Source organism: Sutterella faecalis, from assembly GCF_006337085.1.
GTDB lineage: Bacteria > Pseudomonadota > Gammaproteobacteria > Burkholderiales > Burkholderiaceae_F > Sutterella > Sutterella faecalis.
In genome coordinates, this window is sequence record NZ_CP040882.1 from 678,812 (window position 1) to 698,898 (window position 20,087).

18 protein-coding genes are annotated in these 20,087 nt (G+C 59.2%); 11 read left to right on the forward strand and 7 right to left on the reverse strand.

Features of this window, described 5'->3' with window-relative positions:
• The first annotated feature begins 45 nt into the window (after positions 1–45).
• From FG381_RS02675 to FG381_RS02705, 7 genes are all read left to right on the forward strand, one after another.
• On the forward strand, positions 46–1,233 hold the full coding sequence (locus FG381_RS02675) for a beta-ketoacyl synthase N-terminal-like domain-containing protein (protein WP_165697811.1): 1,188 nt from the start codon (positions 46–48) through the stop codon (positions 1,231–1,233).
• On the forward strand, positions 1,230–1,727 hold the full coding sequence (locus FG381_RS02680) for an ApeP family dehydratase (protein ID WP_226960375.1): 498 nt from the start codon (positions 1,230–1,232) through the stop codon (positions 1,725–1,727). Before FG381_RS02675 ends, FG381_RS02680 begins: the two co-directional genes overlap by 4 nt.
• Positions 1,728–1,846: 119 nt before the next feature.
• Positions 1,847–2,599 carry a 3-oxoacyl-ACP reductase FabG gene (fabG, locus tag FG381_RS02685; protein ID WP_139689115.1) on the forward strand — a complete coding sequence of 251 codons (753 nt, stop codon included), beginning with the start codon at positions 1,847–1,849 and terminating at the stop codon, positions 2,597–2,599.
• Positions 2,599–3,852, forward strand: a complete 1,254-nt coding sequence (locus FG381_RS02690; RefSeq protein ID WP_139687425.1) for a beta-ketoacyl-ACP synthase — start codon at positions 2,599–2,601, stop codon at positions 3,850–3,852. The genes fabG and FG381_RS02690 overlap by 1 nt, the downstream gene beginning before the upstream one ends.
• A 6-nt stretch (positions 3,853–3,858) precedes the next feature.
• Positions 3,859–4,791 carry a 4'-phosphopantetheinyl transferase family protein gene (locus FG381_RS02695; protein WP_139687426.1) on the forward strand — a complete coding sequence of 311 codons (933 nt, stop codon included), beginning with the start codon at positions 3,859–3,861 and terminating at the stop codon, positions 4,789–4,791.
• Positions 4,792–4,808: 17 nt separating this feature from the next.
• The gene (locus FG381_RS02700) at positions 4,809–5,933 is read left to right on the forward strand and encodes a methyltransferase (RefSeq protein WP_139687427.1); all 1,125 of its coding nucleotides are present in this window, start codon (positions 4,809–4,811) and stop codon (positions 5,931–5,933) included.
• Between the two features lie 344 nt (positions 5,934–6,277).
• Positions 6,278–7,750, forward strand: a complete 1,473-nt coding sequence (locus FG381_RS02705) for an aldehyde dehydrogenase family protein (RefSeq protein ID WP_139687428.1) — start codon at positions 6,278–6,280, stop codon at positions 7,748–7,750.
• A gap of 114 nt (positions 7,751–7,864) precedes the next feature.
• On the opposite strand, the gene FG381_RS12875 is transcribed toward FG381_RS02705, so the two are convergent.
• Both FG381_RS12875 and FG381_RS02715 read right to left on the reverse strand, forming a co-directional pair.
• Complete coding sequence (locus FG381_RS12875; protein WP_322618360.1) at positions 7,865–8,323, reverse strand: cytochrome c3 family protein; 459 nt, start codon at positions 8,321–8,323, stop codon at positions 7,865–7,867.
• Complete coding sequence (locus tag FG381_RS02715) at positions 8,208–9,674, reverse strand: FAD-dependent oxidoreductase (protein ID WP_139687430.1); 1,467 nt, start codon at positions 9,672–9,674, stop codon at positions 8,208–8,210. Before FG381_RS02715 ends, FG381_RS12875 begins: the two co-directional genes overlap by 116 nt.
• Positions 9,675–9,873: 199 nt before the next feature.
• Here FG381_RS02715 and FG381_RS02720 point away from each other — a divergent pair, with 199 nt between their 5' ends.
• From FG381_RS02720 to FG381_RS02730, 3 genes are all read left to right on the forward strand, one after another.
• Entirely contained in the window at positions 9,874–11,733 is a 1,860-nt protein-coding gene (locus FG381_RS02720) for a sensor histidine kinase (RefSeq protein ID WP_165697812.1), read from the forward strand.
• On the forward strand, positions 11,723–12,364 hold the full coding sequence (locus tag FG381_RS02725; RefSeq protein ID WP_139687432.1) for a response regulator transcription factor: 642 nt from the start codon (positions 11,723–11,725) through the stop codon (positions 12,362–12,364). The genes FG381_RS02720 and FG381_RS02725 overlap by 11 nt, the downstream gene beginning before the upstream one ends.
• Positions 12,365–12,549: 185 nt before the next feature.
• On the forward strand, positions 12,550–13,761 hold the full coding sequence (locus FG381_RS02730; protein ID WP_139687433.1) for an ATP-binding protein: 1,212 nt from the start codon (positions 12,550–12,552) through the stop codon (positions 13,759–13,761).
• A gap of 123 nt (positions 13,762–13,884) precedes the next feature.
• On the opposite strand, the gene ftnA is transcribed toward FG381_RS02730, so the two are convergent.
• From ftnA to FG381_RS02755, 5 genes are all read right to left on the reverse strand, one after another.
• A complete protein-coding gene (gene ftnA, locus FG381_RS02735) occupies positions 13,885–14,382 on the reverse strand; it encodes a non-heme ferritin (RefSeq protein WP_139687434.1) in 498 nt (165 codons plus the stop codon).
• A 237-nt stretch (positions 14,383–14,619) separates the two neighbouring features.
• The gene (locus FG381_RS02740) at positions 14,620–15,477 is read right to left on the reverse strand and encodes an NAD(P)H-dependent oxidoreductase (RefSeq protein WP_139687435.1); all 858 of its coding nucleotides are present in this window, start codon (positions 15,475–15,477) and stop codon (positions 14,620–14,622) included.
• A gap of 251 nt (positions 15,478–15,728) precedes the next feature.
• Positions 15,729–17,102 (reverse strand): ATP-binding protein, encoded by a 1,374-nt coding sequence (locus FG381_RS02745; protein WP_139687436.1) that lies wholly within the window; start codon positions 17,100–17,102, stop codon positions 15,729–15,731.
• Between the two features lie 152 nt (positions 17,103–17,254).
• The gene (locus FG381_RS02750; protein WP_139687437.1) at positions 17,255–17,851 is read right to left on the reverse strand and encodes a flavin reductase family protein; all 597 of its coding nucleotides are present in this window, start codon (positions 17,849–17,851) and stop codon (positions 17,255–17,257) included.
• 68 nt (positions 17,852–17,919) lie between these two features.
• Complete coding sequence (locus tag FG381_RS02755) at positions 17,920–18,849, reverse strand: LysR substrate-binding domain-containing protein (protein WP_139687438.1); 930 nt, start codon at positions 18,847–18,849, stop codon at positions 17,920–17,922.
• Positions 18,850–19,115: 266 nt separating this feature from the next.
• Here FG381_RS02755 and FG381_RS02760 point away from each other — a divergent pair, with 266 nt between their 5' ends.
• On the forward strand, positions 19,116–20,075 hold the full coding sequence (locus tag FG381_RS02760) for a TDT family transporter (RefSeq protein ID WP_139687439.1): 960 nt from the start codon (positions 19,116–19,118) through the stop codon (positions 20,073–20,075).
• The last annotated feature ends 12 nt before the right edge of the window (positions 20,076–20,087 follow it).

Here is a 20,087-nt window from a genome sequence, read left to right on the forward strand (position 1 = left end):
CCTATAATTCTCCTTTTCTTCCGCTTCTCTTCCTTCGTGATGCCCATGGACTCCGGCCTGAATCCGACCATTCTGATTCCCGCTTCGACGATGCTCTCCGCCCTCGGCGACGATCCGGAGAGGTTCCTCGAGCGCCTCGCATCGCCCGAGCCTTTTTCAGAAATTCCAGACGGGGCTGCGCCCGGGGAAGTCCTCAAAAAAGGCCGCCGCATTGCCCGGGACCTCGGCATTGAAGAAGAAGAGGAATCCCGGGAACTCCTTCTCGCGCTCGCCCTCACGGCGCCGCTCTTTGAACGCGCGCGCTCCGCCGGCGTCGATCTTTCCGACATCGGCTTCATTTTCGGCGCCACCACGGCGGGGACGCCCGAGGCCGCGGAGCGCATCCGGGAAAACGAAGCTTCCCCCGTGAAGCGCTGGCGAATGATGGAAATCGGCCGCACGGCGCCCCTGATTGCCCGCGCATTCGGGATTGCCGGCCCGGTCTTTACCGTTTCAACCGCCTGCACGGCGGGCGCCAAGGCCATTGCCGAAGGCGCGAGGCTTCTCGCACGCGGCCGCGTGAAGGCGATTGTCGCCGGCGGCCTCGACGTGCTCTCGCCCATGACCCTTGCGGGCTTCTCTGCGTTGGGCGCTCGAAGCCCTGAACGCGCGAAGCCCTTCCGCCGGGACCGCGCGGGCCTTCACCTCGCGGAAGGCGGCGGCTTTCTCCTGATGACGACCGAGGCGGATAAATTTCCGGAAACCCGCGTCCGCCTTCGCGGCTTCGGCGAATCCTCGGACGCGCACCACATCTGCGCCCCGGACCCGACGGGCGACGGCGCGAAGCGCGCAATCCTTGAAGCATTGGGCGATCTCGCTCCTTCAGACACAGGCTTTGCGCTCCTTCACGGCACGGCAACCGAGCAGAACGACGCCATGGAAGCACGTGTGATGGCGGAACTCCTTCCCGGCGTCCCTGCGGCCTCCCTCAAGCGCGCCGTCGGGCATCAGCTTGCGGGCGCGGGCGCCATGAATGCCGCTGCCGCCTGCGCGCTTCTCGAAAAAGGCGGAAAGCTCCCCAACAACTTTTTTGCGGGCGAACGCGCCTTCGCCGACGAGAGGCTCCCGGAAGCGTTTCTCAAGTCGCTTACGGATTCGGACGCCCCACGCGAACTCGTCATTCCCCGCATCCTCGTTTCCGCTTTCGCCTTCGGTGGCAGCAACGCCGCACTTCTATTTGAAAAATGCCTGTGACCGCTACTCCGGCCGATGCCTTATTCGCTTTTCCGGCGCCCGCCGGCGACTTCATCGCCCAGGAACCCCCGATGCGCTTCATCGATGAGGTGCTCTCGGCGAACGACCAGGGCGCCAAGTCCCGTACCGTCATCCGTTCCGACGCCATTGCGATCGACGATGAAGGGCGCTTCCCGGCCCTCGCCCTCATTGAAGTCATGGCGCAGACGATCGGCATCTACGCCGGCCGCATCGAGCGCATGAACGGCAGGGCGCCCGGAGCGGGGCTTCTTCTCGGGACGCGCAGAATGGAGTTCGAGCGTCCCTGGTTCCTCCCGGGCGACGTGCTCCTCTGCAGCGTGGAAAAGAGCTTCGAGAGCGACGAGGGTCTCTGGCAGTTCGACTGCCGCGTGACGGTCTGCCCCCAGGGGAACGAAGCGCGCGAGGAACCGGCCGGCCGGGCGCTTCTCAACGTCTTCAATCCCCCGGAAGGCTATTTCGACCGTCTTCGATAGAAATTCCGGACCCGGGATCCTCTGCGCAGAGAAGCGCTCCCGAAATACAATTTCTCCCTTCTACCATTTTGAATTCCTGCACTATGTCTCCTTCTTCCCCGGCAGCCGCATCCGGCGTGATGCGCCAGAGGAAAGCTGAAGCTGAAACCGGACCCCGCCGCGTTCTGATCACCGGCGCCACGCGCGGCATCGGACGCGCCATGGCGCTTCGCATTGCGCGCGAGGGCTACGAAGTCGTGATTACCGGGAGAAAGCCTTCGCCCCAGGCGGATGAAGTTCTCAAAGCCCTTGAGGACATGGGGGCCAAAGCCCATGCGCTCTACTTCGACGTGACCGACCGTGCGGCCGCCCAGACGGCACTAACGGAGTTCACGGCCGAACAGGGCCCCTTCTGGGGCGTGATTCTCAATGCCGGCATCAACCGCGACGGGCCCTTGGCCGGCATGAGCGAGGAAGACTGGGATCTCGTGCTTGAAACGGACCTCGGGGGCTTCTATAACGTCTTGAAGCCCCTGATTCTCCCGATGGCGAGACGGCGCTCGGGCCGCATCATCGTGATGAGCTCGGTGTCGGGCATCACGGGCACCCGGGGCCAGACCAACTATTCCGCCGCCAAGGCGGGGCTCATCGGCGCGGCCAAGGCCCTTTCGGCCGAGCTCGCCTCCCGCGGCATTACGGTGAACGTCATCGCGCCCGGCGTGATCGACACCGACATGGTGACGGCGGAGGACCGCGAACGGATTCTTCCCTACGTCCCCATGCGGCGCCTCGGGAAGCCTGAGGAAGTTGCCGGTCTCGCCGCTTTTCTCCTTTCCGACGAAGCGGGCTACATCACCCGCGCCGTCATTCCGGTTTCGGGAGGCATTTTCTGATGAAGCTCCCCATTACTCCGCGCCGCGTGGTCGTCACCGGCATGGCCGCGATCTCCCCGATCGGTTCAACCTGGGAAGAAGTCCGCGCGTCGCTCGAAGCCAATAAGAGCGGCATCCGTCATATGACGGAATGGGAAAAGCTCGAGGACCTCAATACGCGCGTTGCCGCTCCTGCAGCGCCCTTTGAGCTCGATCCGGCGATTTTTACGCGTAAGCGCACGCGCTCGATGGGCCGCGTCGCCCTGATGGCGGTCAAAACCGCGCGCGATGCGCTCATTGATGCGGGACTCCTCGACGATCCCGTCGTCGCTTCGCCCAGAACGGGCGTCGCCTTCGGGTCCTCTGCCGGGCAGCCCGCCGCCGTCGCCGAGCTCGCTCACCTCATACTGTCCTCGAGCTGCCGCGGCATCACCGCGACCACGTACGTGCGCATGATGGCGCACACGGCTCCCGTCAACATCAGCGTCTTCTTCGGCTGCAAGGGCCGGATCTGCACGACCTCCTCGGCCTGCACGTCGGGCTCCCAGGGGATTGGATCCGCCTATGAGACCATTGCCACCGGCCGCGCGGACGTGATGATCGCGGGCGGCTGCGAAGAGCTTGACGCCACGGATGCAGCCATTTTCGACACGCTCTTTGCGACGAGCGTGCGCTGGAACGACGACCCCTCGCATACGCCGCGGCCCTTTGACCGCGACCGCGACGGCCTCGTCGTGGGCGAAGGTTCGGGCGCCCTCATCCTAGAGGAGTACGAACACGCCAGAGCCCGGGGCGCGAGGATCTACGCCGAGGTTGCGGGCTACGGCACGAATGCCGACGGCTCGCACATCACGAGCCCCGAGTCCGCCCAGATGGCCGCCGCCATGCGGCTCGCGCTCGAGGATGCCGGGATGGAGCCCGCCGACATCGATCTCGTGAACGGCCACGGCACGGCCACCGACCGCGGCGACGTGGCTGAAAGCCATGCGACCTTTGAGGTCTTCGGCGGCCATACGCCCTACACCACCTACAAGGGACACATGGGCCACACGCTCGGCGCCTGCGGCGCGCTCGAGGCGATCTTCGCGATCCGCGGGATGCTCGAGGGCTTCGTCTCGCCCGTCCTCAACCTCGAGAATCCCGATCCCGCCTGCGCGCCGCTCGCGTACGTCAGAGACCATGTGCGCGAACTCCCGCAGCGCGCCGTGATGAGCAACAACTTTGCCTTCGGCGGCATCAATACAAGTCTCATTTTCCGAAAGCTTGAGGACTGATCAGCCATGCCCATTGCTCTCAGCGGCCTCAGATTTCTGAAGCCTCAGGCCTTTTCCGACGGCAGCCGCTCCCGGGCGGTGCTCTCCGAGCTTTTTGCGCCCGACTTCGACGATGCCGGGGAGCTTCTCACCGACATCGACGATGAAGCCTGGGAGCCCGAGCCCCCGGAAGGAGGCGTCGTTCTCGTGACGAAGCTCCCCCGCGAGATCGATCCGGCGCTCGAGGGAGAACTGGAGGACATGCTCCCCGCTCAGACGCGCTCGCGCCTCTCGCGCTTTCAGAATCCGCACCGCCGCCGTCAGAGCCTCTACGGAAGACTTCTCGCGCAGCGGCTCGCCAATATTGCCTCGGAAGTTTCCTCCGGCTCCTACTTTCTGCGCGAGCAGCCCCCCGAAGGGCCGCTTCTCGCCGACTATGAGGGACGCCCCTTCGGACGCATTGCGATTGCCCACACGGAAGACGGTGTCGCGGCGAGCCTTTCGCGCCGCCGCGCCGGAATCGACCTCGAGATTCTGAAAACCCACGAACGCCTCTGCGGTCTGGCGGAGTTCGCCCTCGGAGAAGCGTTTGCAAAAGCCGTCGGGGAACTTCAGAAAACCGACGCCCGCCTGGCCGATGAAGCCTTCCTCGCCGCCTGGGGCGCGATTGAATGCGCTCAGAAATTCAACGGCGAAGACAGAAAGTCGGCCGCTGCCTCGCCCGTGCATGAGGAGCTTCTCTCCAAATACGCTCGTCCGCCCGAGGTCGAAATTCTCTGGGAAGACGGACTCATCGCCCGGAATCCCGCCGGCCGCGCCGTCCCCATCGAGTTTCTTGAAACCCCTGCCGGGCACCTCACGCTCCTCGGCTTCCCTCCCGAAAGATCGGTCGAAATCCTCACGCTCTCCCCTGAGGAGCTCCTTGAGGAATTCCATTCCCACGTCCGGGCTTTTCTCTGATTTTTTTCACAATTCCCATGCTTCGCAGAAACCGTCCGAACTACCTTGAGACCCTTGAAAGCGCGCAGCGCCTTGCCTTTGCGCCGCTGATCTTTCAGGCCGCCGCGGCCGCACTTCGCTCCGGGCTTTTCAAAGTCATTGCAGAAAACCCCGGCATCAGCTCTGATGAAGCGGCAGGAAAAGCCGGCATGACCGCCTATGCGGCCGAAGTCGTGACCGACATGCTCGTTCCCGCCGGAATTCTTGAACGCACGGCATTGGCCCAGGGCGAAGAGAACGGAAAATCCGGGCATGGCCTCAAAACCACTCCGACGGGCGACCTTCTCGTCTATGACGAGATGACGCGGGCGAACTTCTTCTTTTCCGAATCCGTCTGCTATGCGGGACTTGCCTTTACGCGCGAGGCGCTCGCAGAAGGAAAGCCCGCGGGCCTCAAAGCCTTCAACCCCGGATGGAAGACCATCTACCCGCATCTGCCGGAACTCCCCGGGGAAGCCAGAAGCGCCTGGTTCGGGTTCGACCACTGGCACAGCGACCAGGCTTACGGCGCGGCGCTCGATATCCTCGCCCGGATGTTCCCGCAGACGAGCCCCCTGACGCTCGTCGACATTGGCGGCAATACCGGGCGCTTCTCAAAGGCCTTCCTCCTTCGCTTCCCGGAGGCGAAGGCCGTCATTGCGGATCTTCCGGTCGAGGTCGACGCGCTTCCCCGGAGACCCGAGCTCGCTGAGGTGCGCGCGAGGCTCTCAGGCGTCGCCATCGACTGGCTCACCCCGGACGAACTCACCGACCGTCCGCAGGCCGAGGGCGCCGACCTCTACTGGATGAGCCAGTTCCTTGACTGCTTCTCTGAAACGGAAGCCGTGAGCATCCTCACGCGCACAAGACGCGCGATGACCCAAAATTCGCGCCTTGCCGTGCTCGAGCCCATCGTCGACGAGCAGCGCCATCGGGCCGCGGAACTGTCGCTCGCCGCAACGAGCCTCTACTTCACCGTGCTTGCGAACGGCAACAGCAAATTCTTCAACGGCGCGGAACTACGGCGCATCTTTGCCGCCGCGGGCTTTGCCATTGAATCCGAGCACCCGGACCTCGGCGTATCGCATACGCTTTTCATCCTGAGGCCGGAGAACGCATTCTGACGCCTTGGCCGGCACTTCCCCGGAAGTGCCGGCCTGAGGGCGTTCAAGCCTTTCGGCGCCCTATCGACTCGATAGGAACTGATTGACTTGTCTGTAAAAATTTGTACTTCCTTCTCGCAGAAGGCGATCCGGCCAAAGACACGTCTTTCTGAGGCGTCCCGGGTTTCTTCTTCGGTCTGAAGGACTAGTTCCAGAAAAGCAGAATCCCCTTCCGACGGCTGATTCCAAATGAATCCGGCCGCTCCTAATCTTTTCTCAACAAGAGACGCGAAACGCGAGCGAAGCCTCTTGAGCTTCCTCCCCTTTCGCAAGGATATTTCAGGAAAAGTTTTAGGAGCATTTCCATGACTCAGTACATTAAGGATCGCTACGGCCTTCTCATCAACGGCGAATGGGTCGAGGCCGAAGGCGGCCGCACCTTCGACACGTTCAATCCCGCGACGGGCGAGAAGCTTGCGTCCTGCGCCGACGCCTCCGCCGCCGATGTGGAGCGCGCCGTCAGAGCCGCGCGCGCCGCTCAGCCCGCCTGGGCCGCGAAGTCCGTTCAGGAACGCGCTGCGCTTCTTCTCAAGATTGCCGACAAGATCGACGAACGCGCGAAGGAGCTCGCAACGGTTGAAACGCTCGACAACGGCAAGCCCATCCGCGAGACCACGCTGGTCGACGTGCCGCTCTCCTCGGACCACTTCCGCTACTTCGCGGGCTGCATCCGCGCCGATGAAGGCGAAGCCACGATGATCGACGAAAACACGCTTTCGATCATTCTGCGCGAGCCGATCGGCGTGGTCGGCCAGATTGTTCCCTGGAACTTCCCGCTTCTGATGGGCGCCTGGAAGATTGCGCCGGCGATCGCCGCCGGCAACACCGTCGTCATCAAGTCCTCGTCGACGACGCCGCTTTCGCTCAACGTCCTCGGCGAAATCCTCAATGAGATCCTCCCGCCGGGCGTCGTCAACGTGATTACCGGCCGCGGCTCCGTTTCGGGTCAGGCGATGCTCGACAACCCCGGCTTCGACAAGCTCGCCTTCACGGGCTCGACCGAAGTCGGCCGCGACGTGGGCCTCGCCGCCGCAAAGCAGATCATTCCGGCCACGCTCGAATTGGGCGGCAAGTCCGCCAACATCTACTTCAACGACTGCCAGATGGACAAGGCCATTGAAGGCGCCCAGATCGGCATCCTCTTCAACCAGGGCCAGGTCTGCTGCGCGGGCTCGCGCATCTTCGTTCAGGAAGGGATCTACGACGAATTCGTCGCGAAGCTCGCCGAGGCCTTCAGCAAGGTGAAGGTCGGGAACCCCATGTCGATGGATACCCAGATGGGCTCCCAGGTGAATGAACGCCAGCTCGAAAAGATCCTCGGCTGGGTCGAGGAAGCGAAGAAGGAAGGCGCCCGCGTCCTCACGGGCGGCGAACGCGCTCAGGTTCCCGGCATGAAGGGCGCCTTCATGCGCCCGACGCTCATCGTCGACTGCGAGAACTCGATGAATGTCTGCCAGGAGGAAATCTTCGGGCCGGTCGCCTGCGTCGTGAAGTTCAAGACCGAGGAAGAAGTCCTCGCCATGGCGAACGACTCTGAGTATGGTCTCGGCGGCGCCGTCTGGACGCGCGACATCAACCGCGCCTTCCGCGTTGCCCGCGGCGTGCGCACGGGCCGCATGTGGGTCAACACCTACAACGAGCTCCCGGCTCACACGCCTTTCGGCGGCTACAAGAAGTCCGGCATCGGCCGCGAGACGCACAAGGTGATCCTTGAGCACTACAGCCAGATGAAGAACATCTACGTAAGCCTCTCGGAAAAGAAGCGCGGCTTCTTCTGATGAATGACGGCTCATCCCGGGATCCGGGGTGAGCTCATGCAGAAGCTGAGAACGGGAAGGACGGTTTGCGCCGTGCCTTCCCGTTTATTTTGCTTGGCCTCAGAGGCTCGTCAATCAGGGCGTCTTCAGATCAAACTGATGACACGCATTGCAGGAAACAACGCTTTGCTGATGACCCTTGTGACAGGTCGTGCAGTCGCGGTCACCGTAATGATTGAAGTGCGGGTTAGGAACAACCTTCTCCGTTCTCTTCGCCATTGCCTCATAGCTTCCATGACATTTGAGGCATGCATCCTTGCGCACCGGCCTCGTTTTGTCATTGGCTGCGTGGCATGCCTCGCAGCCCATTCCGCGCGCCGCATGACGATCAGCCATTACCGGCTGCGCTGCGATAGCTCCTGAGAGGCACAACAGACCAAGAATGCAAAACAGCTCTTTTTTCATTTTTTCTTCCCCCTTAGCCCATTCTGTGCGACAAAGCCATCTGCCGGGCAGCAATGCGCCCGAACACCAGAGCGCCGCCCAACTGAGTACCGCCGATGTAGTTGCCGTAGAAAAGTCCGCCCGCAGCATTCCCTGCTGCATAGAGTCCTTTAATCGGGCGATCCTCATTGGTCATGACCTGCGCCTTTTCGTTGATCTTCGGCCCGCCGAAGGTCGCCGTAATGCCGCCCTGGAAGGGAAAGGCATAGAACGGCCCCTGATCAAGAGGCGTGGGTTCATCGAGTGAGCACGGAGGATTCATTTCCTTCAGACGTCCCTCCTTAAGGGCCCTGTTGAATTCGGCAAACAGATCCGTGAAAACCTTGGGATCAATCCCCATCTTCTTTGCGAGTTCCTCCGGCGTATCGGCGACCAGCACCCTGGTCTTCATTTCAATAAATTTTTTAGCTGCAGAAGCCGCTTTGGGCCAATGACTGTCAATCAAATGGTAGGCGAGGTTCTCCGGCGTTCTTGTAGCCGTTGCCATGGATTTCTGCGTGTAGGTATAGATCTCGTCCATGAAGCGCTTGCCGCGCACGTCGACATCAATGCCCACACCTGCGTCGATCACGAAATTCGGATTCGCATGCGTTTCCTCAACGATCGGGCCGCAGTGGAACTGATCCATGTGAACAAACTTGGCGCCGAGCGGAGCCGTGAGAAGAATGTTTTCTCCCGTCACGTAGGGTGAGCCGCGGAGGACGAGCCGTGAAAGCGGTCCGCCCATGTAGCGGCAGAGCATTTCCCGACTGCCGGAAAAGCCGCCTGTCGCTATGAGAACGCCGTCCCTGGCATAGAAATTCTTCCACCCGTCATCGGTAACCGTCTTGACGCCAACAACGCGGAAGTGCTCGTCCGTAATGAGCTCCATTGCTTTTGTATTGAAAAGCAATGGAATGCCGCGGTCCTGAAGCGCTTTGAGCAGATCGCGGATGAGCCTCGCACCGCCGGTCAGCCCCTTGCCGTCCACGTTGTGCATCCGGTAGAGAAGCGGCCACGGCTTGCGGCCGATCTTGCCGAATTGAACGCCGACATGGCTTTTGAGCCACTCAAGATCTTCGCCGATATGCGAGACGTACGTGTCGACGAGAGCGGGATCAGCGCGATTTTCCGACACCTTCATCATATCGGCGCGGAATGCTTCACGGCTTTCCTCATGGCCTTCAGCCTTTTGCTGAGGCGTTCCCCAGGCGGCAATTCCGCCCGAAGCATAGAGCGAGTTGCCTGCTGCATAGTCCATCTTTTCAAGCACGACAGGCTTCAACCCCAGGTCATGCGCCTCAATGGCTGCAACCAGGCCGGCCGTACCGGCACCGAGGATGACGATGTCGTACGCATCGCTTTTCTTGGGGTCTGCCTGAGCGGCAAAGGCAGCGGGGACAAGCGGACCAGCAGCGGAAATGGCCGCAGATCCTCTCAGGAGATTACGACGGGAAATCATTTTCTTCTTCCTTTTTAGGTTTCCAGCATCTCTTATGAGAAGCCAACCGACAGGAGGATTCTTTCCCGAAGGCATGCCTAGGCATCGTGACCGTTGTCTAGAGGCATGCTTTCGGAAATGCCTCTGCATCCAGACTTTCGAAAGTCATCCCCTTCTTTCCATAGAATTCAATCAAAGATCTCTATTTCTCTTTAATGCCGTGAAGCCGCTCCTCCCTTCGCTCGTCCTCTCGATCCTGATTGCTCCTGCCTTTTCGGAGACTCCCTCGACCTCTCCTTCTTCGCCGCCCTACGTCATCGGTGAAGAAATTGCGTCGCCCGAGGGACCTGTCGACGCAGCCCGGCCTGTGGTGAAGCTACTCGTCACGCAGTTTGCCAAACCCAACATCCACTACCCGGTGGTGGAAGACACTATCGAAATATTCCGCAAGACATTCGGGCGGGGCAATTTTTCAGCCCGGGTCTATTCCGGCGAGACCCGGGACATCGGTGATGCAGATCTGGTGCTCAGTTCCGCAGGTACATACGGACGCATGCTCGGCGGCGGCGCCAGAGACCTTGCCACAGTCGTTTCCTCGTTTGCTCCCGATCCCAATCACGCCGAAGGCGCACTCTTCATAACCCTCAGGAAACGTGCAGACATTGACAAATTCGAGGATATGAAAGGGAAAAAAGCCACGGCCACAGGGCCGAATGCTTTTGCCGGCTGGCATATCGCACTCGGCGAAATAGCGTCCCGAAGCTTCAACCCTGACCGCTTCTTCAGCGACCTGATCCCGAGCGGCCACGACATGACGCGGGAACTCGACCTTCTCCGGAGCGGAGCCGCCGATATCGCCGTCGTACGCACATGCTTCCTCGAGGAACTCGCAAATGCCGGCGAGGACGTGAGCGACATCAAGCCGATCGCCGTAAAACCCGGCATTCATCCCGCGGGATGCCTCTCTTCTACCAGGCTTTATCCCAACTGGACGATTTTCGCGACGCCCCGGCTTTCTGCGCAAAATGCAAGACTTGCCACTCAGGCACTTCTATCGATGCCTTCCGGGCCGCATGATCTCAGCTGGGGAATCGCGAGCGACTTTTCGAGCGTCGACAGTCTCTACCGTGCGATACGCCGCGGGCCGTACGAATATTTGCGTTCCTGGACCTGGAGACGGTTCTGGGACGAATATAAAACGTATGTTCTGCTGCTCTTCTTCTCTATTGCCGGCCTTGCAGCTCACGCTGCCCGGAGTTCCTACCTTGTGCGCCTGCGCACTGCTGAACTCAAAAATGCGCTTCGCCGCGAGCAGGAAAGCGAAAAAAAGGCCCGCATTGCCTCTGAACGCATGGAGACGCTCAGACGAGCCGGCGCAGTCGGGCAAATGTCGTCAATCATCGCTCACGAACTTCGACAGCCTTTGAGCGCCATCGTGAGCTATTCGCAGGGCCTGCAGCGCATGCTTGACACCGACGTTCGTGCGCCTGCAGATGTCCTGCTTGAAGGCATCAGCTCCATCCGGTCTCAGGCGGAGCGAGCGGAAGACATCGTCGGCAAGGTGAGAAGCTATGCCAAAGGCGAAGCGCCCGCAAGAGTGCGGACGGATCTCGGTCAACTTTGCAAGAAAGCCGTGCGCACCCTCAATGACGCCAGGATTTCTCCGGTGGAAGTATCCATTGCCGCGCCCGCAGACACGTATTTCATCCATGCAGATCCCATGGAGATTGAACTCGCGATCCAGAATCTTCTGAGAAATGCTCTCCAGGCTGTCGCTAATACCGCTAATGGGGAGGTTTCTCTTATTCTTGACAGCTGCGAAGGAGCGGACGACCGCCGCCGTGCAGTCATTTCCATCAGCGACAACGGTCCTCTGCAGAACGACGAAAGCTTCGAAAAGCTCAATTCCATCCTGACATCAAGCAAGATTGAAGGACTTGGTCTCGGACTGGCTATTGTTCGCACGATTGCAGAAAACCTGGGCGGAAGACTCAAATTCGCACGTCGCCGGCCTAACGGCCTCACTGCGCTCCTGATCCTCCCACTCCAGACCGAAGAAAAGCGAAGCCATGAATCCTGACAAGCCTCTCATCCGAATTGTGGACGATGATCCCTCCCTTCGAGATTCGCTCGAATTCATGCTGAAGTGTGAAGGGTATGACGTCATTTCCTTCGCGGACCCCAAGGCATTTCTGGCTGGCGACATGCCGAGTCGACTGGGCTGCGTCATTCTTGATGTACGAATGCCCGGCATGTCAGGGCTTGAATTGCAGGAAATTCTTACCGGGCGGGCTTATGAGTGCCCGATCATCTTCCTGACGGCCCACGGCGATATCGACATGGCTGTTCAGACCATGCGTGACGGGGCCTGCGACTTTCAGCAAAAGCCCATAAAGCCGGATACCTTTCTGCCGGCAGTCTCGCGCGCCATTGAAAAGGACCGCGCCCGCAGAGGCGGCGCGACCAATCTGCTTGATGAACTGAAGCGCTTCAGGTCGCTTAGTGAACGTGAAAAAGAAATTGCTGAAAAAGTAGCACAAGGCTTCACGAGCCAGCAGATTGCCGAGCAGCTGGGCATTTCCAAACGAACAGTCGACCACTATCGAATGGCAGCGCTCACCAAAATTGAACTGCGGACTCCGGCAGAACTCGCCGGGTTCTTTGAACGAATACGTGTTTTTCTTGCTGCCCATGAGTCCCAGACGTTCTAACGACTGAAGGCATCATTGAGAATGGATTCCGCTTCTTCCTTCAGACTTCTCCGTTTTTGCTTCCGGAAAAGAAGCTCGGCTCTGACTATCGAATGCTCCACCGACAGGCAATCCGTTTTTCGGGATTTTTCTTCCTGAAAAAATGAACCCAAACGTTCAGAAATTTAGGACAAGCAGGTCAAGTCATGGCATACCTCCACCGGACGCTCGAAAAAGTCATCCCGCAGCTTTCAGCTAGCTCTAAAGGCATTCTTCTCTTCGGCATGCGGCAGACGGGAAAGACCGCGCTCATGAAGCATCTCGGGAGCAAGAGGCCCTACGTGACGCTCGTCCAGCACGAAATCCGCGACACCGCGATGCATGCGCCCGACCAGCTACTTGCCGATTGTCCGCCGCACGCCATCATTGATGAAGTCGAATGGGCGCCAACGCTTTTCCCGGCGCTTGAGGCCTTCCTCGACGCCCGGGACGACCGCGGGCTTTTCTGGCTCTTGGGCTCCCAACGCCCGGCGTTCGTGGAAGAGATCGCCGACACGCTCCCCGGGCGCATCACCCTGCTCAACCTCCTGCCGCTCTCGATATACGAACGGGAAGGCTTGGGTCTCGAGCAGCTCCCGTACCTGCCGGACTTCAGCCTCAAGCAGAAGCTGGAAGCCCGCTCTGCGTACGAAACCAGGGGAATCGTGTTTGAGGGCGGCTTCCCCGAAGCTAAAAGCCTCTCGGGAGCTGACCGGAAGCTCTTCTTCGACAAGCTGATCGACAGCGTCATTGAGAAGGACATTCCGCAGCTCAATTCCATCGAAAAGCGCATGGCTTTCCGGCGCTTTCTGCGGACGCTGGCGGTCCGGAGCGGTCAGGTGCTCAATTGCACGGCGCTGGCGCATGATTGCGGACTGACGATCAGAACCGCCCGTGAGTGGCTCGCCATCGCCGAAACGTGCGGCTTCATCTTCGTGCTCCCACCCTATCTGGAGAACATCGGGAAGCGCCTCGTCAGGAGCCCGAAGCTCTACTTCGCCGACACCGGCCTCCTCTGCAAGCTCATGGGCATTCAGACTCCGGAGGAAGCTGCGGCGCATTACAACGCCGACGCGTTGTTTGAGACCTTCGTGGTGATGGAAATCGTCAAAAGCTGGCTTCACAACGGCAGGCGACCGGAATTCTACTTTTATCGCGATTCGGATCAAAACGAGATAGATCTGCTCATACGCTGTCAAAACAGATTCTTCCCCGTTGAGGTCAGGGCGGCAGCAACACCCAAACGATCCATGGTGAAGAGCATCCGGGCCTTCAGGAAAATCAAACCGGATTGCGGCACCGCCGCGCTCATCTCTCTTCTTCAGGAAACAGTGCCGCTCGACGCGAACACGGTGAGCCACAGCATCTGGTCGATTTGATTGACCTCTGCCTTTGTGGGCATGAAAAAAAGCGCACCAGGGAAAGAACCCGATGCGCTTCGCAGAGCGGCCCCGGCCGCATGCCCGGTCGGGATCCGCTCAATGCTCGAAAAGCCGCTTGAATTACTTCGCAGCGTGGATCTGAGCAAGTTCCTTGTCGAAGACCAGAAGCCCATGGCCGTCCTTGCCGATGAGCTGAAGCTTTTCGAGGATGGTCCTGAAGAGCTTCTCTTCCTCATGCTGCTCGGTGACGAACCACTGCAGGAAGGTGAAGGACGAGAAGTCCTTTTCTTCGAGCGCTGCGCCGACAAGTTCGTTGATCGACTTCGAAATGAAGAGTTCATGGTCAAGCGTCTTCTTGAAGACGTCCTCGAGCGACTTGAAGTCATGCTGCGGAGCTTCAAGGGCGGTTATCACCGGCATAGCGCCCGTATCGCAGAGGTAGTTGAAGAGACGCTGCTTGTGTTCGAGCTCTTCCTTGGCATGCGCATAGAGGAAGCTCGAAGCGCCTTCAAAGGACTTCGCGCTCGCCCACGCAGCCATTTGTTGATAAAGGAGCGCAGAGAAAAGCTCGAGGTTCATCTGTTCATTGATTTTCTTAGCCAGCTTGGCAGAGAGCATTTTTAAATCTCCATTGAAAGGGGTCTCTAGCGTTAACCTCTAAGGGTTAATCGCTATTTCTTAACGACATCGATTCTATGCCCGGACTCGGTAAGTGCCTCGCCTCTCTATTGATCCAAGGCACAAGAAAGGCGCTTTCTATCAGTCTCCGGTTTTCTGAAACGCAAAACGCCTCCGGGCGTCGCTCGGGACGCTTTGCGGAGGCGTTTGGCTTCGTAGAACTGCGAAGAGGAAGAATTACTTCAGCTCAAACTTCTTGTCGAGCGTCTTCGTGAGATCGGCACGGAGCTTATCGAGCTTCTCGGCATAGTCCTTGTCGAGATTGCCCGGGGTACGGTCGTTGACGAAGCGGCCGAGGGTCTTCATGCCCCAGAAGGCGGCGGTGTCTTCATCCATAACGCGGAAGGCGCCCAGGTACTTGTCCCAGATCGGGTTGGAATTCTTGCCGATGCCGTCGCCGATGTCGCCGCGGCCCATGCCGAGCCAGCCCGCGTTCATGATCGTGAAGAAGGCCTTGCCCTTGAGAAGCCCTTCAAGGCCCTTGTCGGTATCCCTGTACGCCCACTTCTTCTGGAACACGCGCTCCATATAGCCCTTCGTGATGGCGTTGGGCGTGTCGTGCCAGTTCGGATACGCGAAGATGATGTAGTCGGCGGCATTCACATACTTCTGCTCAACCGCTACGTCGGCCGGCGTCTCGCCGAGGCCGTCCTTCGCCTGGAAGAAGGTTTCGCGCGTGATGACCGGGTTGAAGCCGATGGCATAGAGGTCGCGGAGTTCGACTTCGCAGCCTTTGTCCATGAAGTGCTTCATCGCCGTGTTGACGAGATCCCATTCCACGGATTCATGACGCGGATCGCCGACAACAAAGAGAATGCGCTTCGCCTTCGCGTCGCCGGCGGTGAAGCCGTTGGGCTTCACGGTCTGGCGGAGATTCTGCGGAACAACGGAAGCGGAAGTAATGGCGTCGACATTACCGATGGCCTGAGCAGCGTCGGATGCCTTCTTGGTAGCGCCCGACATGCCGTCCGGAGCGGCAAAAACAAGGGGAGAAAGCGCAGCAAGAACCAAGCCCGTGAGGAGAGTCTTCTTCATTTTCAGAAATCTCAAATTGATTTTTTAGGGACACGGGCAGGTTCGTCCGAACCTGCCGGTCCAGAGAAACCCAATGCGACGGCGAACGTTGAGGATGCCGGGACCGCCTGAGGGAATTGAGGCGGCAGTCCGCGAAAGCATCTAGCCTGGGCAGAAAAGCGGCGCTTCATTTCGGAAGCATCCGAAAGAAACGGTGGAGCTATTCTGCACTTTCCGCCGGCCGCTCGAAAATCGGAAAAACCCTGAAGCCGTCATTCAGGCGGCAGTTGAGACAAAGAAGTGCCCATGCCTTCCGGGAACAGACCACATTGCCTCACTGCAGCGCCCCGGAGCTCAGGGTGCTGTGAGAAAAAATGCTCGACCTTCATGGCGAGCTTCACGGCATTGAATTTTTCAGGATTGAGCTTCGCTTCCCCGAAGAGAATGGTCTTGCGATCGATGCTCATCGCAACCAGATCAATTTCATTCTCTCCTCTTTTGTCCCACCAGGCTCCGGCTTCAATCCACTCTCCTGAACTCAGGCACTCCTCCCGATACCAGTTTTCCAGTGCCCGACCGAGATAAGTCGAGAGCGACCCGAGCGTTTTTTCAATCAGCACGCCCCAGCGATTGGCTTCTGCAAGCGTGCGGCTCTCGAGCGGATCCACGAATTTGAGCCAGAAATGGAAATAAGGATCGACCACCCGATAGCGAGAATTCCTCGTCCCGGCCTTTGCGCCGAAGGGAATGTTCTTTTCGAGGAGTCGAAATTGCTCAAGCCTTGAGATATATGGAGAAACAATCGTATCAATGCCGTCCTGAATTTCATTCCATCTGATCTTCCCGGCCGCCACTTTTTTCAGGATCTGAAGATAGATGGGAGAATCCGCACGAAATTCATTCGCGAGATAAATGGCTCCTTCAGAGCGAAGCCATCCGCCGGCATTGGAAAAAATGAATTCCACAATCTGCCGCTCCGTCAGCGCCTCTGCTTCAATGAGAAGCTCCAGGTACTTGGCAACGCCTCCCGTGACGGCATAGAGCGTCAAAATGTCCCTTGGGGAGAGCCCCGGAGCTTCATTGCGGAGAATATCCAGAATTTCCCGCGGATTGAAGGGCTTCAGCATCAGCTGCCCGGAAAGGCGCCCGAATAACGGTTGGCTCGATTCCCCGAAAATGGCTTCCATCGCAGAAATGATGGAACCGCTCATGACCAGCAGCAGCTGACTTCTGTCTTTTTTCGTATCCCAGATTCTTTGCAGCTGGCTCCAGAATGCCTTGTTGATCTGATTCAGATTCTGGCATTCATCAATGATGCAGACCGCCGGCTTCGTCTGAGTGAGCTGCATGAGATAGCCGATGACCTCTTCCGGTCGGGTGAGCGCCGGCGGGTATTCCACCGCGTAGGTGCGAGAGACTTCGTTAAGCCATGCCCGGGCGGTTTCCGCCTCATCCACGTTGGCATCGGCAAAGAAGTAGAACACCGGCAGCTCGCAGCCTTCAAAGGCCTTGAGCATCAGCGTCGTCTTTCCAACCCGCCGGCGGCCGATGACGGCCACCATCTGAGAGGTCCTGCGCCTCTGAACTATCGAGAGGAACTTGTGGAGCGCCTGCAGCTCCTCCTTTCTGCCGTAAAACGTCCGCATGATCTCAATAACATAATCTAAATTATCATACAGTCATTGTATGTTAATTTGGATTATGTTGTGAAAAAGCCGACCTCACCCCTTCAGAGATTCGCTCCCCGGCATAAAAAAGGCGCCCATATGAGAGCGCCTTTCTTCAGTTCGTCATGCGATTATCGATTGAGATCAATCAGATCTCCGATGGCGTAGTACCGTCCGTGACTTGCCGCATGCACGGTGCGAAGCGACGGGTCGGCGGATTCGAAGCGCCAGTCCCCGCCCTCCGTTGCCACGCGGTCGTCGGCATAACAGGCAACGACTTCTGCGAGGAAGAGGTCGTACGTTTGCGCGATGCGCTCTTCCGGAATCACCTTGCAGATGAAGTAGGCGGGCGAACCTTCAATGAGCGGAATGTCGCAGCCGGGGGCCTTGAAGAACCGGCCCGGGCACTTGTCGAGCTTTTCCTTGTCGTTGTTCTTCGAAACGGAACCCAGGTACTGAGCGGATTCCACATTCGCGCGGGAAACGAGGCTGATCGCGAAGAAGCCGCTCTCCTCGAGAAGCCTGCGGGTGTAGTGCCCGCGCGAAAGAACCACCGTCACCTTCGTGGGATTGAGGTCGAGCGCGCAGTTCCAGGCCGCCGTCATGGCGTCCTCATCTCCCTTATTCGCGGCGGAAATAACGGCCGTCGCGCCGATGTTCATGAGCCCATAGGCGCTGTCGACGCTGATGGAGCGGAGGTGTTGAGGAAAGTCGATGAACTTCGTCATTTGATGTCCTTTCAGGGATGCATGCAGAGAAAAAACTGTGCCGAAAAAACGCTACGACCGACCCGGAGTCAGATGCCGCCTTCCACCAGCCGCTGAGCCTCCGCCTCGCGCCTTTCCATCAGGCGCGCGTAGCTGCGGCAGTGCTCCATCCACGACTCGATATCGTTCGACAGGTATTTGTCGCGCTCGTGACAGAAGGTGAGCTGCCGGTGAAAGCGCTCCGGCAGCTGCACCTGCGCGACGAAGCGCCCGTAATAGGGGTCGTTCAGCACGCGGCGGGACATATAGGTGAGCCCGAGGCCGAGAAGGACCGTGCGCAGAATGGCGTCGAAGCTGTTGAGTTCAGCAATCACCTCAACTTGCCTCAGGCGCTGGCGAACCTGGGTTTCAAAGAAGTCGCGCGTGGAGGATCCCTTTTCACGAAGAATCCAGGAGGCGGTTTCGAGTTCCTGGTAGCTCACCGGACGCCCGGTGAGCGGATGATCCTTCGGCGCCACCACAACCATTTCGTCAGCCATCCAGGGCGTGGTCACCAGATCCGTATCCGTGACGGGACCTTCGATCAGCGCAACGTCAAGTTCGAACCGGGAGAGCTTTTCAGCAATGATCCGCGTATTGGCAATGACGGCGGCAGGGGTCCACCCGTGCGCGTCGCGAAAGCCCCTCAGGAGATCCGCAATCATGAAGGTGCCGATCGTGCGCGTGCAGCCCACGCGGAACTGGCAGTAGCGGCGGCTCTTTCTGAAAAGGTCCGAAATGTCGTCGGCGCGATGAACCATCTCATCGGCCTGAGGCATCATGCGGCGCCCTTCGGGCGTAAGGAAGATTCGTCCGCGGTTGCGGTCGAAGAGCTGCACGCCGAGACGAGCCTCAAGCTCGGAGAGCGCCTGCGAAACCGCACTCTTGCTCATGGAGAGGTACTCTGCCGCTGCGCCAATGTTCTCGGCCTTCGCAATGGCAAGGAAAACCTGAAGCTGTCTGAGCGTGATGGGTACCACGAATTAATACCTCCTTTGATGCGGCCTCTCTCCGAAAGCGTCTCTTCGGAAAGCGGTCTTTGGATGTTAGCAAACCCGGCGCTTTTCTCTGCATCGTCTGAAAGCATCCGACAGCGATCAGACAGGAAAAGGCAAGTTAATTTTATCGAACAATTTAACCCAATTCGTTCGAATTTACTTTACAAAAACAGGATTTATATTTTACTCTTCGCATTCTCTGCGCAAGAAGCGCCTTCCATCATTTGCCACACCGGGCCTCTCCATTCATGCTCAAGGCTTTTCCCTCACGGTTTCGCAGTCTTCCCACCCCGATGGCCGGGCTTGCTCTCGGCATCGCCAGCCTCGGCTGGTGTCTGGAAAATGCACTTCCCCTTCATGGCTGGGGGCAGATTGCAGGGGCAGTCATTGCCTCCTCGCTCCTCCTCCTTCTCATCTGCCGCTTTTCGCTTCACGCCGATACGCTCTGGGCGGATCTGAAGCACCCGGTGGTCGGGTCCATCGTGCCCACCTTCGCGATGGCGCTCATGGTGATTTCCCGCGCGCTTCTCGATGCGCTCCCGAAATTCGCCGTCGGCCTCTGGCTCGTCGCCGTCGTGCTGCATCTCCTCGCCCTCGTCTTTTTCGCCTGGTTCCGCTTCCACGACAACGTGATGGAAAAGATGGTGCCCTCCTGGTTCGTGCCGCCCGTCGGCATCATCGTCGCCGATGTGTCCTTCCCCGGCGTTCCGGAGCTTCTGCCCCTTGCCCAGGTTCTCCTGGTCGTCGGCCTCGTTTCCTACGCGATCATGCTTCCGACGATGCTCTACCGCCTCATCTTCCTCCCGCAGGTCGCCAACGCCGCCAAGCCCACGATCGCCATCATGGCGGCTCCGGCATCGCTCTCGCTGGCGGGCTACCTCTCCGTCTCAACGGAACCGCACCTTCTCCTCGTGGCGCTTCTTTTCGGCATCGCCATTCTCATGACCTTTGCGATCTACTTCGTGTTCTGGCACCTTCTGAGGCTGCAGTTCTCCCCGGGCTACGCGGCCTTTACGTTCCCGATGGCCATCGGCGCGACGGCGCTCTACAAGCTCGCCGCCCTGATGGGGACCTTCAACGGGATGGGAGAGTATGTGAGCGAACTGCGCTGGCTCGCGCACTTTGAACTGGCCGTCGCGGCGATCGTCATTCTCTACGTCTTCGTTCTCTACCTCAAAAACTTCAAGGCGTTCTTCGCGATCCATTAAGAAAGAACGCGC

Bases quoted from the DNA above. Each gene is read 5' to 3' on its own strand.
- FG381_RS02675 (WP_165697811.1), top strand. From the start codon at position 46: ATGGACTCCGGCCTGAATCCGACCATTCTGATTCCCGCTTCGACGATG.
- fabG (WP_139689115.1), top strand. From the start codon at position 1,847: ATGCGCCAGAGGAAAGCTGAAGCTGAAACCGGACCCCGCCGCGTTCTG.
- FG381_RS02690 (WP_139687425.1), top strand. From the start codon at position 2,599: ATGAAGCTCCCCATTACTCCGCGCCGCGTGGTCGTCACCGGCATGGCC.
- FG381_RS02695 (WP_139687426.1), top strand. From the start codon at position 3,859: ATGCCCATTGCTCTCAGCGGCCTCAGATTTCTGAAGCCTCAGGCCTTT.
- FG381_RS02700 (WP_139687427.1), top strand. From the start codon at position 4,809: ATGCTTCGCAGAAACCGTCCGAACTACCTTGAGACCCTTGAAAGCGCG.
- FG381_RS02705 (WP_139687428.1), top strand. From the start codon at position 6,278: ATGACTCAGTACATTAAGGATCGCTACGGCCTTCTCATCAACGGCGAA.
- FG381_RS12875 (WP_322618360.1), bottom strand. From the start codon at position 8,323: ATGCTGCGGGCGGACTTTTCTACGGCAACTACATCGGCGGTACTCAGT.
- FG381_RS02715 (WP_139687430.1), bottom strand. From the start codon at position 9,674: ATGATTTCCCGTCGTAATCTCCTGAGAGGATCTGCGGCCATTTCCGCT.
- FG381_RS02725 (WP_139687432.1), top strand. From the start codon at position 11,723: ATGAATCCTGACAAGCCTCTCATCCGAATTGTGGACGATGATCCCTCC.
- FG381_RS02730 (WP_139687433.1), top strand. From the start codon at position 12,550: ATGGCATACCTCCACCGGACGCTCGAAAAAGTCATCCCGCAGCTTTCA.
- ftnA (WP_139687434.1), bottom strand. From the start codon at position 14,382: ATGCTCTCTGCCAAGCTGGCTAAGAAAATCAATGAACAGATGAACCTC.
- FG381_RS02740 (WP_139687435.1), bottom strand. From the start codon at position 15,477: ATGAAGAAGACTCTCCTCACGGGCTTGGTTCTTGCTGCGCTTTCTCCC.
- FG381_RS02745 (WP_139687436.1), bottom strand. From the start codon at position 17,102: ATGCGGACGTTTTACGGCAGAAAGGAGGAGCTGCAGGCGCTCCACAAG.
- FG381_RS02750 (WP_139687437.1), bottom strand. From the start codon at position 17,851: ATGACGAAGTTCATCGACTTTCCTCAACACCTCCGCTCCATCAGCGTC.
- FG381_RS02760 (WP_139687439.1), top strand. From the start codon at position 19,116: ATGCTCAAGGCTTTTCCCTCACGGTTTCGCAGTCTTCCCACCCCGATG.